Source organism: Candidatus Halocynthiibacter alkanivorans (genome assembly GCF_003333265.1).
In the GTDB taxonomy this organism is placed as follows: domain Bacteria; phylum Pseudomonadota; class Alphaproteobacteria; order Rhodobacterales; family Rhodobacteraceae; genus Halocyntiibacter_A; species Halocyntiibacter_A alkanivorans.
Window position 1 is genome coordinate 21901 of record NZ_QOLB01000082.1, and the last position, 16080, is coordinate 37980.

12 protein-coding genes are annotated in these 16080 nt (G+C 53.6%); 2 read left to right on the plus strand and 10 right to left on the minus strand.

The window, feature by feature from the left end; translation table 11 throughout:
• Window position 1 precedes the first annotated feature (1 nt).
• The 10 genes from DWA01_RS09695 to DWA01_RS09740 form a co-directional block, all read right to left on the minus strand.
• Window positions 2–961, minus strand: coding sequence for a PD-(D/E)XK motif protein (locus tag DWA01_RS09695; RefSeq protein ID WP_200832541.1), 960 nt, complete (start codon window positions 959–961; stop codon window positions 2–4).
• Window positions 951–3701 carry a Z1 domain-containing protein gene (locus DWA01_RS09700; RefSeq protein ID WP_200832542.1) on the minus strand — a complete coding sequence of 917 codons (2751 nt, stop codon included), beginning with the start codon at window positions 3699–3701 and terminating at the stop codon, window positions 951–953. Before DWA01_RS09700 ends, DWA01_RS09695 begins: the two co-directional genes overlap by 11 nt.
• The gene (locus tag DWA01_RS09705) at window positions 3701–5203 is read right to left on the minus strand and encodes an ATP-binding protein (RefSeq protein WP_114285645.1); all 1503 of its coding nucleotides are present in this window, start codon (window positions 5201–5203) and stop codon (window positions 3701–3703) included. The genes DWA01_RS09700 and DWA01_RS09705 overlap by 1 nt, the downstream gene beginning before the upstream one ends.
• A 566-nt stretch (window positions 5204–5769) precedes the next feature.
• The gene (locus DWA01_RS09710; RefSeq protein WP_114285646.1) at window positions 5770–8388 is read right to left on the minus strand and encodes an AAA family ATPase; all 2619 of its coding nucleotides are present in this window, start codon (window positions 8386–8388) and stop codon (window positions 5770–5772) included.
• Window positions 8389–9651, minus strand: coding sequence for a metallophosphoesterase family protein (locus DWA01_RS09715; RefSeq protein ID WP_235008502.1), 1263 nt, complete (start codon window positions 9649–9651; stop codon window positions 8389–8391). It lies immediately after the preceding gene.
• Between the two features lie 344 nt (window positions 9652–9995).
• Window positions 9996–10730, minus strand: a complete 735-nt coding sequence (locus tag DWA01_RS09720; RefSeq protein ID WP_114285657.1) for an NYN domain-containing protein — start codon at window positions 10728–10730, stop codon at window positions 9996–9998.
• A gap of 443 nt (window positions 10731–11173) precedes the next feature.
• Window positions 11174–11773 (minus strand): DUF1176 domain-containing protein, encoded by a 600-nt coding sequence (locus DWA01_RS09725; protein WP_160116001.1) that lies wholly within the window; start codon window positions 11771–11773, stop codon window positions 11174–11176.
• 556 nt (window positions 11774–12329) lie between these two features.
• Complete coding sequence (locus tag DWA01_RS09730; RefSeq protein ID WP_160116002.1) at window positions 12330–12734, minus strand: class I SAM-dependent methyltransferase; 405 nt, start codon at window positions 12732–12734, stop codon at window positions 12330–12332.
• Complete coding sequence (locus tag DWA01_RS09735; protein WP_136057711.1) at window positions 12680–12946, minus strand: hypothetical protein; 267 nt, start codon at window positions 12944–12946, stop codon at window positions 12680–12682. The genes DWA01_RS09730 and DWA01_RS09735 overlap by 55 nt, the downstream gene beginning before the upstream one ends.
• An 88-nt stretch (window positions 12947–13034) precedes the next feature.
• Window positions 13035–13541, minus strand: coding sequence for a hypothetical protein (locus tag DWA01_RS09740; protein WP_114285651.1), 507 nt, complete (start codon window positions 13539–13541; stop codon window positions 13035–13037).
• Between the two features lie 604 nt (window positions 13542–14145).
• On the opposite strand from DWA01_RS09740, the gene DWA01_RS09745 reads away from it, so the two are divergent.
• Together DWA01_RS09745 and DWA01_RS09750 are read left to right on the plus strand one after the other, a co-directional pair.
• A complete protein-coding gene (locus DWA01_RS09745; RefSeq protein WP_114285652.1) occupies window positions 14146–15363 on the plus strand; it encodes a tyrosine-type recombinase/integrase in 1218 nt (405 codons plus the stop codon).
• Between the two features lie 3 nt (window positions 15364–15366).
• A complete protein-coding gene (locus DWA01_RS09750; RefSeq protein ID WP_114285653.1) occupies window positions 15367–15996 on the plus strand; it encodes a hypothetical protein in 630 nt (209 codons plus the stop codon).
• Window positions 15997–16080: the final 84 nt, after the last annotated feature.

Genomic DNA, 16080 nt, shown 5'->3' on the forward strand with positions numbered 1-16080 from the left:
TCTACTCCGCCGCCAGTTTTTCTTCGAAATCGTTTTCGGCCATGATGAAGGGCTGGCAAGCTTCAAGCGACACTGAAAATTTTACATTCATCACGCCATTCGGCACTGGCACCGACAGTCTTGGAAATTCCGCCTCAACAAGGAAGGTATTGATTTTCCCGACGCTCCAGCGCCTGTCCGAATAATCTTGGTCCCAGTCGAATCCCACGGCTGCCAGTGCGTTTTCCCACATTTGATAAGCGTCAAGGTCTCCTGCCTTAAATAACTCGTCGATCAATTTCACATGATCCTTCAAGGTCTGCCCATCTGGGCGAACGGCTGCGTCGATTTCGTAGACTCTTAAGAACACATCAGCACCGTCCACATCAGCAAGCTGATCCTCTGAAGAGATTTGCACATATGGTCGAGCGGCCCCTCGTCTGGCCTTGACCTCGACGCACACTTGGAAAAGTTCAAAATCCTTTGCCGCGCCTTCAGGCCCTTTCCAAGATTCTATTGCCCCACGAAGACCAATTTTGTTGCACAGAAGGCCAAGCACCTGGAGCTCCCCAACCAGGCCACGTTGTTCCTCAATGCTCAGACGATCCGACGAACCACCACGCAATAGATGGTGCCAACGAAGTGTCCGGCGTATGCAACGATTGAGTGTATCCGGCGTATCCACACCTTCTTCGCCCGCGAGAACGACATCCCGGCAGAGAGTGGCAAACAACTCGATCTGCTCCACATCCCTGAGTGAAATCACTAGCGCCGGAGAAGCACCGATATTTCCGTAGCGAATATCAAGGCTTCGGATTTTTGGCAAAGGGTAGGCGGCTTTTGTATCTGGCCCAATATCAAGCACCAGTGCGGGAGCATCGTTTTCCACAACAGCCCAGAAGAAATCGCGTTTACCATTTTTATTGACACGGCGGGCCTGATCAAAACTCAAATCTTCCCAAGGAATAACGCTATTCGTCATCATAAGTTCCCTCGTCTTCGTCATCATCATCGTCGCCAAACATTTCACGAAGTTTCGTGGTGTTCATGATGTATTCCACCCTTTCATCCGGGCGCGCTGATCTTGGGAAGCTTATGCCCCATGCAACCACGGGTTCATCAGGAAGAACGCCTGGTTCAATTTTGTCCTCTTCCCCCTTTGGTGCCCGAACCTTCAAAAGGTAGAGAAGGAACAGAGGCCGATGACGGACCGACCGGTAGATACCATCCGGAAAGTTTACCTTGTCTTCAGCGCCAAAATTTGATTTTGCAAGGAAATCGGCTTCTGCAGTGCATGCCATATTTGCCGACAAGCCGATTTTCTCGATCCCCCTAGATGCTACTCGCGATCTGCTGCCGCTAATGGCCAGCACGCTGTGCTTGAGCTCTTCCGTGCCCACTGAACGATCAGCTGGGCCGAGTATCCAGCCGAGCGAATTATCTAGGCGCTCTGTGTCGTTTTCTTTGACACTGATGACGAAAACATCCCAAGAAGACAGCTCATCTTCTGCGCGTGCTTCGATATACTGTCTTATCGGTCTCGTATCAGTTCTGATACTGTCCCTGTCATTTTGAAATTTAAGGAGAAGGTCATCGATGATCTCGACCGGGACGTCCCGAAGCAGGTAACCACCTTTTCCGTGCTCGGCGGTTTCCTGTGTGAAGCCACGCTGATCCAGGCTTCCGAGAAAATTTCGGGCAGCCATCCTGTTGCGGTCGAGAACCTCGTCGCGATTCGTCAGTTTTGTTGTCTCGACAAAGCCATTGGAAAGTCCGATTCGGACGTGTTTCTCTCCTGACCCCATCTTGTTGCGCGCGGTAACGAGAAGCGCACTCGGATGGCTTCTGACTGCCAGCCCGAACATCTCGGGGGTGGCTTTAGCCCTTTCCATACGCTTGAGTTCTTCATGAAGTTCATTGGTAGCTTCGGCTATATGCGAATACCATCCCACCGCCTGATAGGGCATCCAGATGCGACAGAGATCCTCGTAACCTCCTCGATAACCGAACCAGCGCCCCATCTGCATCAGTGTGTCATACATGAGTGAATTGCGCAGGAAGTAGGAGACCGTCAATCCCTCAAGCGTCAACCCACGAGACAGAGAGAACCCACCCACAATAATTACTGTCAAACCGCGCTCTCCAGCTTCGTCATAATCGAGGCCATTGTTGCGGCTGTTTACTTCGACGACCTTGGCTGCTGCCAAGGTGTCCAATAGGCCGTTTTGGATACTCGCCCATTCTGGCCAAGATTCAGCATACTCCTGTTCCCAAACGTCGTGTAGCGCCGATATTTCTGGTTCACGTAGTCCGTCTGCTCCAAGAGAGCCGTAGACCCGGACGGCATTTGTAATCGTTTCGAGAGCCTCGTGCAGTCGATTTCGAATTATCCCCTGAACCCCCGTAAAACGGCTTGAATTGACTAGCATGGAAGCATTTTGATGGGATTGGCCACGTAGATTGCGGATTGTTCGCGCAACGATGAACGCTCTGAGCGCCTGCACCATACTTACAGGAAGAACGTCTACCTGCAGGTCGATCCTGTGCTTGATCGGCAGAACGTCTTCATTGTCAGTAATATAGCGGAGAAACGTCGGTTCACCTTCCTCCGGAATGCCGTCGAGGAAAACTTTGGTCGGGCCGAAATAATTTTTCGGGGCATCGAGGCCGATGATGAAGTTGCGCGGGAATAAGTCCTCCTTGAGAAGGTCGTCATCCTGATCGGGGTCGATGAAAATGTTTGCAAACGGCGTAGCCGTGTAACCAACGTAGCAACTTCGGCGAAACACACTCAGGAGATCCCGAATTTGACTGTTGATCTTTGAAACTTCGTCCTTACCGTATTTCACGTTGATGGAAGCATTGTCGGCCTCATCGTCGATCAGAAGCATAGGCTGGTCTATCATTTGCGCCGCCCCACCAGCGCTATATTCACGAAGCCATTCGATCAAGTTCTTCAGAGTGTGAGTGTTCTTCTTGATGACCAGAACAACCGGAACGGAATAGGATGCAATCTGACTCGTATTTGAGGTTGCAGTCGCCTTGTTGAAGTCCTTGATTGTGTTCGTAAGGCTTACCGGGACGCCGCGGTCATCATAAAGCCCGACGCCAATCTTCTTCGGTTTGTTCCTGGTTGCCACCATCGCAAGGCGACCGGTATCTCTGCCAATGAAGCCTTCATCAATTCTGGCTTGGGTTTGGTTTCTGAGGTTGTTATGAATTCCGGCAATCACCACAATCAGACGGTATCCGGCATCAGCAGCCTTACAGATCAGCCCCGTATAGTTCGCCGTCTTCCCGCTTTGGACGTGGCCTACCACCATACCACGTCGGTACCATGATGCTGGATCCTGCGGATTGCCAAGGCGGCCGAGGATGCGATCCGTCACTTCATCGGTCCCGGTAATTACATCCGGGGGCAACTTGTTAGATACGAGAAGCTTTTTGTAGCGATCCCAATAGTAGGGCTTGATGGTTGATTTGGCATCATTGAGCCAAGGCTTAAAATCGGCGTCATCAACAATTGCACCCAGGCCCATGCTTACGCCAATCCGCTCTTCGATATCGCGCGCCAGCAGCTCGACTTGCTCGTCTGTCACAAATTTGAAAAGGGCATCACGAAGCGCGGTGATGAGTTCACGAATACCTTCCGGTGTCCGTTTTCCATCCTCGGCCAAACCCTGTGAGACCATATTGTCCAGTGTTCCAATCTGATTGCCCACTATTTGTCCTCTTCATTCAATAGTTCATCCAGAAGCCTCTCCGCTTCGTCCCAATTTGACCTGAACATCTCCATCCCCTTCAGAATCGCCTTGATCCCATCTGCGTGGACCCCCTGCTTAAGAAAATGTGGAATAAGCGATCGGATTGCCTGCTCAATCACTTCCAATTCGGCCGTATCGGCCTTGACGCTTTCTGCGTTGCCAAGCATGTCGGCATGCAATGCTTCGATTGGCAGGCTTGCGCCCAAGAGAGAGACGCAGTTCCGAAAGCCGGATTTCAGACTGCCGGGAAGACTATCTGCGAAATCGGAAAGCGCAGGATGGCCCGAATTTGGGCGATACACTATCGCGCCATCTTTCAGAACTCGGTTCCACAATGGAGCGCGTGTTTCGTCCGTCAGTTTCTGACCACGCTTTCGGTATGTCTTTTTCGATGTTTGGACGAACCGCTCGATGACACGTTTCAAACGTTCCCGAACCGGGGGAGGCAGCTGGGCAGACGCCTTCTTCACATCAATCTTCCAGTAGGCATCCATCGTGTTGGGAATATCGACGCGGATCCTGCTCAGCTTTGTCAGTTCAGTTTGCTTTGCCAGTCCCATCCAGCCGCCATTTATAATGAGCCTGTTGCCACGATACACATAAAACCCCTGGGATTTCAGATGGCCCTCTGCGCCGCCAATCTCCTCCCACGCTTCTCTCGACATCGCTTTGTGGTGAGGAAGGGTGAAACTTCTGATCCTGACATCCCCTCCCGAAAGCCGCAGCGTCTCCTCGGGATCCGGCTGACAAGCCGGATGATTTGACGCGAACGGATCAATCGGGCTCAGCAAGCGACCGTTCAGAAAAAGCTTTAAGCGAGGCGGGCCCTTTTCCATGAACCGGTGAAAAACTAGGCGGAGATGCCTTTCGGCATCAGCAAAAGCGGCATTGATATGCTCGGCGCGTTTGTTGGCGTCATGTTGTATCCCTCCTGAAAGGCGGTCCAGATTTTCCCATACTACTAGTGTTCCGTCACCTTCCAGCCGATCGATCCAGGGAATTGCGGACAGGTCGGAGTAGAGAATGATCTGCCACTGGTTCGTATCCGCGACCAGTTCAAGATCCCAAGTCGCGGCAGAAACCTTACCGGCCCTCCGTGTAACGACAGTCAGTCTCTTACACTGTGAAAAGCTCGCACTCTTCAGACCTAATCCAAAACGACCAAGGTCATCGCTATCTCGTTTTTCCCTCGGGTTCCGGCTACCGAGACGCATAGCCTCGATGAGCGTCTCCTCAGACATTCCTTCACCGTCATCAAGTATGCCGATGGCTGGGTCTTCACCCAATGTTTCCACGAAGATCTGGACAGACTTCGCCCCGGCGGTAACGGAATTATCGATGATGTCCGACAACGCAGTATCGAGTGAATAGCCAATGTCTCGCAGGCTTTCCACAAGCGAGGCTGCATGAGGAGTAACATCTGTAGTGTTCTCGGTCTCCGCTGCGGTATAGCTTGTCATCGGGAAAAACCTATTGGACTAAATGAAATCAATCAGGTGAAGCAAAATCATCAAACACGATCACGCCAATAATAAGGCGCAGCTGCTAGGGTCAATGTAGTCATCCGGAATGGAACAGCTAGTCCTTTTTGTGCGTTGGATATGTATTGAGGGAAATATAGGTGCGCCTCGCTGAAAAAAGAAAACTTCGCAGTGTAATCGGCGGAGCAATACTCGGCTACGGACAGCTAAGATGCTACAATAACTGACAACATTATCATTGGCAGGCTGATAGGAATCGCGTTCCATTTGCGGAATGTCGGTTAAATCCCCCTGAATATCTTACGTTTCAGGCAGCAAAATATTCCAATGTCGACGCAGATTTTTTAGCCGACGGGCTCAGATGAGAGGATCGGTCGACAGTGCTGCCACTTCATATCAACAAATTGGGTGTGCAAAACGCAGGTGTTCATGCGCAGAAACCATCCCTTGCAAATCTTCCTTGCTGCCATATTTCCCAGCCATCGAAACGGGATACACCGGCACAACAAACAGTCTCTCCCGAGACAATTCAAGCATAGGTGAAGTCATACCTCTGCGATCTCCACCGTGGGCCGCGCTCCGCCGAGATCCTGGAACGCCAACTGACGACATGAGAAAACCAGGATTTGTTGATCCTGCGCCACACGTGTAAGCGCCGTAAACATTTTGATGATCCGGTCGTCATCCGAATAGACCAGCGCATCGTCCAGGATGATTGGCATGTGCCGTCCCTGGCGCGCAAAAAGACGCGCAAAGGCCAAGCGCGTCAAGATGGCGATCTGTTCCTTGGTGCCGCCTGACAGATCTTCCAACGTCTCTTCGGCCTGATCCCGCATCAGCCCGGTCGGCAGCAGGCTTTCGCTGTCAAAACTTAGCACGGCATCACGGTGCAGGATGGAAAGGAGCGGCTTGAGTTCCTCTTGAACCGGTCCAAAATATGTATCCCGCGCGGCGTCCCGCTCGGTGTCCAATGCGGCTTGCAATCGGGTCAAAGCGGCGGCTTGTCGCGCAAAGCGGGCCTCGGTTGCCCCGGCCGCCTCGAGTTGCCCCTCCAGCTCATCACGGTGCTCTTCGATGCCATTTCCGGCCAACGTCCGAATTTCAGATGAAAGCGCAGCCAAACGTTCGCCAACCTGCACGCGCTCCTGGCGCGCCGCAGTCACCGTGTCTTCCGCACGCTTCAATTCGGCTGCTACGGTGTCCGGATCAGGGGCTGCCGCGATCATAGCCTGCAAATCTGCCTCGGTTTTGGCTAACGCCCCTTGCTCTTGAGCCTGAATGCGCAATCGCTCTGCACGACGATGGGCCCGTGTGTCTTCTGGGCCCGCATCCGCGTTGGCCCGCTCAAGCGTGTGCTCCGCCGTGTCTGCCGCGGCTTGGAGTTTGACGGTTGTTTCGCGGGAAGAGGCATATTCCGCGTCGGTACCGTTAAGACGCCGCTGTGTTCCTTCTTCAGTCTCTTCCGCTTGCATAAGATGCGCTTCCAAATCGGCGATGGCGGGCAGTTCTTCATTATGTGCGCCGGTTGCGGCCAAATCCGCATCCGCTTTTGCCGTGCGCAGCGCCGCAATGCCGTTGGGTGCAAGCGTGTCCAAAACTGCCTGCGCCAGATCCGCTTTTGTTTCGGCCTCTACTCTGGTGGTCGCCAATCTGCGGGCCTCTTGGAGAGACGCCGCCCCCGCATGAGACAAGATGTCCTTAAGCGCGCTTTCTCCCGTCGCCAGGCGGGTTTTGCCTTCCTCTCCTGCGGCTTGCGCATGGATGGTCATTCTGCCGATTCCCGGAAGATCGAGAAAGGTCTCCCCGTCAAGGGCGAGGGGCTGTCCGGCAGGCACAATCGCGCCGTTCCGGGTGACGCGAGCCGCGCCATCGTATGTCATGCTCAGGGTCGTGGCCTGCGCTTCGACGACGGCGTTCAGTTTGGAAACCTCTCCCTGGGCCGCCTCGGCACGCCGAAGCCAATCAGGCGTTGCGCCTGACGCTTTGGTTATCGCACGCGCGGCATCGCGTTCGCCCAATACGGTCTCAGCTTTGGTGATCTGGCGTTTCAACTGCGCGGCCTCTTCCTGTGATTTGCGTGCCACAATTTGACGGCGCACCACATCAAGCTGTTTGCGAGTCTCGGAGACGGCCTCAGTCTCACGTTTGTGCAAGATTTGCACTGCCTCCAGAGCCGCCTTCAAACTGTGTGCCTCAAGCATGGCGTCATCCGCCGCAGCAGAGCTGGTCTTTGCCTGCTTTTCTGCCGCTTGCAGCGTGTCGATCGCTTTCAAAATGGCATCTAACTCCGACTGGGCACTTGTGGCTTTCAGCTCCGCCAAATCGCGCTTTTGTCGCGCGCCCGTGACGGCCCCGACATGCGCACGTGCTTCTTCCATCGCGGCTTTTGCCGCTGTGAATGCCTCGTCCCGCCGCGCCTTGGCATCGGCATTATCGAGACGTTTCAAAGACGCCTCTGATTGTTTGCGATCGTTCAGGGCCTTTTCGAGTGTTTGGACCTGCGTGGTCACGCTCGCCAATTCGGTTTCAAGCGCAACAACCTCATCTGAGGCAGCTTTCCATGCCCCTGCTTTACGACCTGTCCTGGTCGTAATCTCGCTGAGGTTGTCGGCGACACGACGCATCACGCGGTCCATGCGCCGACCACCGGTCATCGCATCGATTTCACCTGCCACGGACGACAGAAGATCGCGACGGGTTTCCTTCAGTTGTGTTTTCTCTTTTGCGCTATCGGGTTCCAGCCCAACAAGCCCCTGGCGCACCCACAAAAGCCCCGCGGGTCCGTCATTGGCGGTGCCAAGCAGAGCAGAAATCCAACGCTCAGCTTCGTCGTCTTGCGCGACAGTGGCGCCATCCGACAGTCGCGTAATTTTTGCAGATTTACGCGACAAAAACCGCTTTTCAACACGAAACGCACCTTGATCGGTTTGTACATCCGCCGCGACCTCAACCGCGCCCCCAGCATAGGGCTGGAGCGATTTCACCGGTTTGGCAGAAGAACTGTATTTTTCAAAAAACAGCGCGTGGATCGCGTCGAAAAAGGTCGATTTTCCGAACTCATTTGCCTCGGAGACGACGGTAATCCCACTGCCAATCCCGGTGATCGAGGCACGTTTTCCAGTGAATTTGCGAACATTCGTCAAGTGGAGGGCCAAGAGTTTCATTCACGCCTCCAATGCAAAGGAAAACAGATGAGAAAGCGCTGATTGGGCCGTCGCACGCGCCACTGGCGACAAACTGTTGTCCGCGGCCTCTTGTGCCAGAGCCTCAGCCGCAGCCCGTAACGCGCCTTGCTGATCAATTGCATCAAGATCTGCCGTATCATGCACCAGTCCCAATTCGCCCAGATCCGCCCTGTGCCACAAAAAGTCCGGCGTAACTTTGGCAATCTCTTGCTCAAGCGCGACGCGATCCAAGGGGCCTGCACGGCCTGTGACAATCAGATCAAACAAGGTTAACGCGCGCTCGGGCAAAGGAGGCAAAACGGCCTCATGTGCTGTATTTCTGTTATCGTCACCCGCCAGATCCAGCGTGACCCGTTGCCAATTGATGGTGCCCGTTGGCAGCGACGTCACCCTCGCGGGCGCGGTTTTCCCCGCAATCTCGACCAGCAGTGCAGAGGGTGTCTGGGCATGTTTGAACCCATCAGCTTCAGGCGCGCCCGAATACCAGGTAACCGGCCCGATTTGCAGTTGCCCATGCCAATCACCCAAGCCCAGATAGTGCAGCCCCGCACGCCGGGCCCGATCCGGCGCAATGACAGAGGAGGCGCCCTCTTCGCTGCTGTCGAAATCCGTGACGGACCCGTGCGCCAGCCCAATGCGCAGTGTCTCCGCCGTGGCGGCACTGTTGTACCAATCGGTTAGATCACGGCCCGGATGGCGCTCGGCGGGGGGCGCGGGCAGCAGGGTTGCCTGCGCGTTCAGAGCAAAGGGTTCGGGCGTCAATTGCAGGGCCACATTCGCCGGAGCGTCTTGTGCCACCTGTCGCCAAAGTTCTGTGGCGTTTGCGTGGTCATGGTTTCCTGGCATTAAAACCCATGTCACGTGGTCGGCCGCCCGCATCATATTCAGCGCTTGTCTGATGACCGATGGCGCAGGCGTCATTTGGTCAAAGGTATCGCCCGCGAGCAGAACATGACTGGCTGCATGGCTTCGCGCCAGGGACGCTAATCGTGGCAGGACATCCGCCCGGGCCTGCCTGAGACGGACGCGCACGTCTTCGGGGAAGCGACCAAAGGGTTTTCCTAAGTGCAAATCGGAGGAATGAATGAATTTCATCACTGGTAGTGAATTCCCACTAAGAAAATTTTGCGCGGTCGAAAATATCGATTCAGTTTCAGGCCGAAAAGGTGATTGTAGAAAAGACTGATACCAGTGAACTTTACTAAATGACGGGAGTCTAGCGAATCCACTGAAGCTCGGCACAGCGCTCAACTGAACCTTCGAACGAAATTCGTCAATGTCGGCTCTCTATTAGTTTCTGGAACCATTCAGCGCTTGCAGAGAATGACAGCTTCTCTAACTGGGTGTTTGGGTCAAGTTCGTTTTCCCTGTTTCTTTTGGGTCATAGTCGCTCAACCGGGTCACGCTTCTCTTCGCAGTCTGTTTGATGTTTTGATGGCACCGCTGTTCTCCTCGAATTCGTAGTTTGTCGTTGAGCGGCGATTGCAATTTGCAACGGCTCCGTTGCCATCGCGAGGATCTCAGCCGGCAGAACGGCAGGGATAATCGCGATGACAATGCTTGGTTCCGACAAAGCGCAAAGACCTTTAGTCAATCCGGCGCACCAAAATATGGTTGCCCTCACCGCGTTTGGTTTCAAAGGTTTTCAGTGTGGCGATCAGATTACTGAGTTTTCCTGTACCATAGCTACGAGTGTCAAAATCGGGGTTGGCAGCGGTGATGTACTGGCCGATCTGGCCCAGTTTGAACCATTCATCGTCTTGATTGATTGCGTCCATCGCGCGATTTACAAGCTTTGTAGGGTTCTCCAATTGAGCAGGGGCTTGGCTTGCATCCTCGTCCTTTTGTGGCTTCGATTTCGCCTTGATTGGCTCGGAGATCAGGTTTTCGACATAGATGAACCGCTTACAGGCCTTTACGAAAGCAGCCGGAGTTTTTCGCATCCCCATTCCGAACACGTCCAGCCCCTGTTCGCGGATACGGCTAGCCAATCGGGTGAAATCACTGTCGGACGAAATAAGTACAAAGCCGTCGAACCGACCGGTATGCAAAATATCCATCGCATCAATCACCAATGCGATATCGGATGCGTTCTTACCAGAGGTATTGGCGAACTGTTGGTGCGGCACGATGGCCAGCGCTGCCAGCTTGTCTTTGGTCCAGCCTTGCGGGCCACCCCCAGAGAAATCGCCATAGATGCGGCGGATGCTGGATTCGCCTAATGAGGCGATCTCCTCGAACATTGCTTCGGCGTGTTTAGCCGAGATGTTGTCGGCGTCAATCAGGACCGCCAGAAGTGGGGGGGTGGATGAATTTTTCATGTCGCTGAACAATCCGTAAGATGGTTTTTGGGAGCCAGTATCTTTTGATCTAAGTTCTAATCCGTCTCATCTGGTTTGTGTGATTATGCGACGAATTTGCCTTGCTGCAAGGGCTTAGCTTCGAGTACTTGCGTTCGGCCCTTTCTCGTGATTTCGAATCTATGGGCGCGAAACCCTTGGTTTGTGTTCTGGACGAAATGCCCTTGGACCGTTTTATAGGCTGACAAATCCCACACGGAAAAAGGCATAATAGGGCTCATAGGCCGCAAAGTCAGAGCCCTACCTCTCTTAGATGCAGCGAACGGTAGCTAGCTCCGCTTCCGAGACATCGGCGCCAAGCTCAGCGAAAGTCAGCAATCCGCCCATTGTGTCGAAATGTGCGTGGTGCAGCAATCCGACCACCTCCCGCTCCCATCACGGTCACGAACGGCCCAAACCTCCCACTATTCCCCTACTGAATAAACGGTTACAGGATTCACGACCAAATCAAAGGTATTGTCGACTTCGTAATTTGTCAGAAGAAATCTATTTCCCCTTAATACCCAGGCTCCCGCGCTGTGTGCGCCCCCCATACCACGGCCCATTGCATAGCTCGTTATCGTCCTAGTATCCGGATCAAATCCCGAATTGAACAAAATATAAGTCACTCCAATTCCCATCACTGATGGAGGTGTAGTTTCCCTGGACAGCCACGGGCTTGGAAAAGAAACCGGTCGCAGTTCTCCGTCCGATTGCTCAATCATCCACACCGACAGAAAATTATATGCTCCATGGGAGCATTCCAAGTGAATCAGAGTGGATTTCCCTTCTGCCTGTACGCCTTGTTGAACCGGCGACTGAATAGCCCAAGTTAGTGTGTTTTCATGGGTAAACCCCACCTCAGCCCAAACACAGGTATCTTCGGGAAAGAACGTGAGCGCGGCCTGTTCAATCCGCTGGTAATCAACAACGTCTTCTGAAGACCATGCGGCAGCGCCCGGAAAGAGAATAAAAATGCCAAGCTGGCAATAAAGTCGGACTGCCCCCGAAGTAATACTTTTCACGCCAATCACCTCCCGAAGAGACTTTGCTGAACTGCTTTTGCAAAAATGTGTTTTCGAAAATTTGAAAAATAGAAAATCGAACCCTTAAGCGCGTTCTTTCACCTGCCATTGGTGCACCTGCTCCGGCACCCATGTTGCGTCTCGCGAGGTTTTATGTCCAGCCCCGACTGCGGTGAAATGAAGTTTCGCCAACCCAAACACACCCCCTACACCTTGCCCCTCCCATATCAAAAACACTTGGCCCACAGATTGCCGCTTCTCGCCAGGCCGCACTGCGCAGTGCCCTGGACGAACTGCGCGGGCTGATCGCGCGGAGAGCCGATGGTTCGCACCTGCAATAGGGTCGGAGGAAAAACCGGAACGCTTCCCCGACACCCTGACAAAAGGGGACAAAAGCACCTCAATGGTCAAAAACCGCCCACGTCTGTCTGGGTGTAGGGTGGGCGACTCGGAAAATATGTCAGCCCCAGAAATGGAGACAAAATCCGTTTGACGGTCCAGCAATCAAGACGCTTCCCAGTAACCATTTGAGCATCCTGCTCTAACTACCATGCCCTTAATGCCGCCGGGCGAAGGTGCAAACCCGTTTTTGTATGACAAAATTGTGAATCTTCATGCCGTCCAAGGCCGGGTTGGCCTTGGATTGAGCGGTATTTGAGCCAAAGGGCAGGTTGCCGATTGCCAAATCGAACACGCCATCAGAGAAGTTTGCTTTCTCGAACGGCACGCCAGCCGTGATCGTCGCCTCCGGATAGAGGTGCTTGGCGATAAGGCCGATGATGGTGTCCATTTCAGCAGCGTGCCACTCGGACGACGCGGCCATGTCGGCGGGCTGCAAGCCAATGAAATTGCCAGTGCCAACTGTGGGCTCCAGCACGCGGCCGCCTTTGAACCCAAAGGAGAGCATCACGCGCCACATCGGTTCAACAACGCCCTTGGCGATGTAGTGGGCATTGCGCACGGAATCGTCAGCGGCCCATATTCGTCGGTGGTCAGCAATTCCTTCAGTTCTGCCTGGGTGCAGCCATACTGATCTGTGGCGCCATCTTTCTTTACGTCAAAGGTGATCTTGAGACCGCCCCAGCCGACATAGAGCGCTAGGGTTGCCTGTTCTTCCGGGGTGGCGAAACGGTTTTCGACCTCCAGCGTCTTAACCAGACGGATCGCGGCCATGTTGGCTTTGACCTTTGCGCCTGGCGTTCCTTTGCCCAGCACGAGTTCATCGGTGTTTGTGAAGTTGCCGGGGTTGTCCCCTGCCCGCTCAGAAGCCGCGTCTTCGCGGTTCCCTGCGGGGTATCTGGCTAGGCTGCGAGTTCCGGAGGTGCATCATCTGGGCTATGTCTTTGCCAGCGGCGCCAAGGCGCTGCGTCCCGCTGATGAAAAACGGCTTGGCTTTCTCGTAGCTGTCTTTGTCGAAGGTCAGCCCACTGGACAGTTTCGAGCCGTCATTACCAAACAGAGCGCTCAAACCACGCGCAATTTCCGCAAGCGCTTCCGATGTATTGGATGCAGCGGACTTTGCCGCCTCCCCTGCTGTCCTGCTGTCTTGTTGGCTTTCTGGCGCGTCGGTCGCGCGCTCGCCCGCTGTCTTGTTGTCTTGTTGGCTTGTTGTCTCGATATATCCAACAGGCGCTTTTAGAACCATTGCGTTTCTTACTTCCACCCAGGCCGTTGTCTCGTCCAGCCCCACCTGTTTCATCGCGTCCATTTCCGCCAGCGCCAGCAGGGCCACGGCTTCCGCCTGCGCCCGCTTCTGCTCCGGTGTCATCGCTTTCGCTGCCTTCCGGTGCTACTGGCCCCAATGGTCCAGTACGGTCGCTACGATCTGGTCCTTGTTCACTGTCGGCTCCATCATTCTGCTTCTTAGACAATTTAGGATCTTGTTGGCCGTCTTTCAGGTCAATTTTACACGCCTGAGCGCATGTTATCGCAGTTGCGCGAGCCCGCCAACGCTTAGCGGCTCGCTCACGTACTTGCGCAATATCGTAGTTTTGCCAACATGTACTAGAACACAACTGAGGAGGGGAATTACTTATAGTTGGGCAAGCTGTTTTAAATGTTATTCTCACGGCCGGGCATCATCTTGGTCGGTTTTGCCAGTAACACTGGTCACGCGCCGCGACTGATGTCACCACTCTGAGTCGGGCCCTACTTGAAGATTCACAAGAACGACGACTGAGATGCCGAGGCCATTACAGAAGCTGCGCCCCGGCCGACGATGCACTTCGTGTCCGCCTACGCAATTTTCAACAAGTACCACAAGCTACGCAAACACTTGTTTTAGCAGTAATTCTAGTCTTTCCAATTCCCATGACTTCCTGCAATATCTGAGAAGTCCCCGATCACACAGGGGGAGTGACTGGGAGGAAGAGATGGCTGCTAGCGACGTACTGCCGAAGAAGCATCTCACTGCTGCATTTGTCAAAACAGTTAAAACCCCAGGGAAGTATCACGACCGTTTCGGAACTGGCCTTTACCTCAGAGTTGAACCAAACCAGTCGCGGTTTTGGGTTCAACGTATCACAATACGCGGAAAAAGACGCGAATTGGGGCTTGGCAGCCCACCTACCGTGCCGCTGTCTGACGCTAGAGATGCCGCACTCGAAAATAAGCGCTTTTCGAGAGACGGCGGAGATCCATTGCAGGCAAAAAGGCAAACTAAAGCCGTGCTGACATTCGAAGAGGCCGCGCGCAAGGTCCATGAAATTCACAAACCAACCTGGCGCAACAAAAAACATGCTGCACAGTTTATCAGCACGATGCAGACGTATTGCTTTCCATTGATTGGAGCCCAAAGGGTTTCGGAGATAAATTCTGCGGACGTACTGAAAGTCCTCACACCCATTTGGACAGAAAAACCTGAGACAGCTCGTCGTGTCCGACAGCGTATAGGAACAATCTTGAAATGGGCGATTGCCCAGGGATGGCGCCAGGACAACCCCGCCGAGACGGTCACTCAGGCACTACCGAAGCATGAGCGCATTCAAGCACACAGAAAAGCCCTGCCCTATGCTGAAGTAGGAAAATGTATTGAGGCATCGCGAGCGTCACGAGCGGGCAAGACAACTATACTTGCGCTGGAATTCCTTATCCTAACTGCGAGTAGGTCCGGTGAAACACGTAACGCGCGCTGGGCGGATTTTGACCTCCACGGTGCAACCGATGTAGCGTCCGCACTCAGCGCAACCTGGGTTATACCTGCAGAGCGCATGAAGGCAAAAAAGGCACATAAAGTACCGCTCTCCAATCGAGCCCTGGAAATATTGAAGGAAGCCGAACAATTCGACGACAAATCCGGATTGGTATTTCCTGGAATTCGGTATGGCAAAACACTTTCCGATATGACGCTTTCTAAATTGGTCAAATCTCTCGGCTTTGACGCTGATGTACATGGCTTTCGTACTTCTTTCCGAACATGGGCGCAGGAACAAACCGACTATTCTCGCGAAGTTGCGGAGGCTGCATTGGCTCATTCGATAAAGGACAAATCAGAAGCGGCGTACGCGCGCTCCGACTTATTTGAAAAGAGGCGCAAATTAATGAGCGATTGGGCCGAATTCCTGCGCCCGCAAAACACGAATATGGAGTGAATAATGGACCACCGTCCGGAAGAAGAATGGCGCTTACTTGCGAAGGATCGGGACTGGGAGGGTCTGTACGAGCTCACCCACCGTGGAGACTTATCCTTATCGGACTTATTAAAACTACGGGATCTGGTTGACCCGGTGGTTCCCGAAATAATTGGCGAAATCGGTTTGCGAAAGGATATCAGAAAAATTGAACTGGACGAAATCCCGCAACCAGAAGCGTCAGATTTCTCCAACGGTAAAGCCGCTCAAATACGCTACGAGAACACAAAATGGGCCACGGTACTATACCATCAGGTTTCCGGCCTGATCCAATCTGAGCGCGAACAACAAGCTGTGGGTAAAGAACCAGATTTCGTTGCAGATATTGAAACGAGCGCCCTCGATCGACTTAAGGCAAACAATACAAACCTGGAAGACAAAGTGGAAAGGGGCTCTCCCGACTGGCATGCCCAACAGGCTATCAAGTATGTCCAAAACGTGAGATTTGCCCATGCTGGTATCCATGAACCAGGAATTGAAGCTGAACTCATTGAAGAGTACAGTGGCCATTTCTACGGAGGCTTGGAGTTAGGTTTTGCGCTGGTTCGCCACTGTCTGACGTCAGCGCTTATGGGGCCAAATAGCGGTATTTGATAAGAGAGTGTTGTTGGCTCATCGTAACCACCAGGGAGTGGGACATGAGACAGACAACTGGAACGGGGCGGAGGTCGTCCGAAA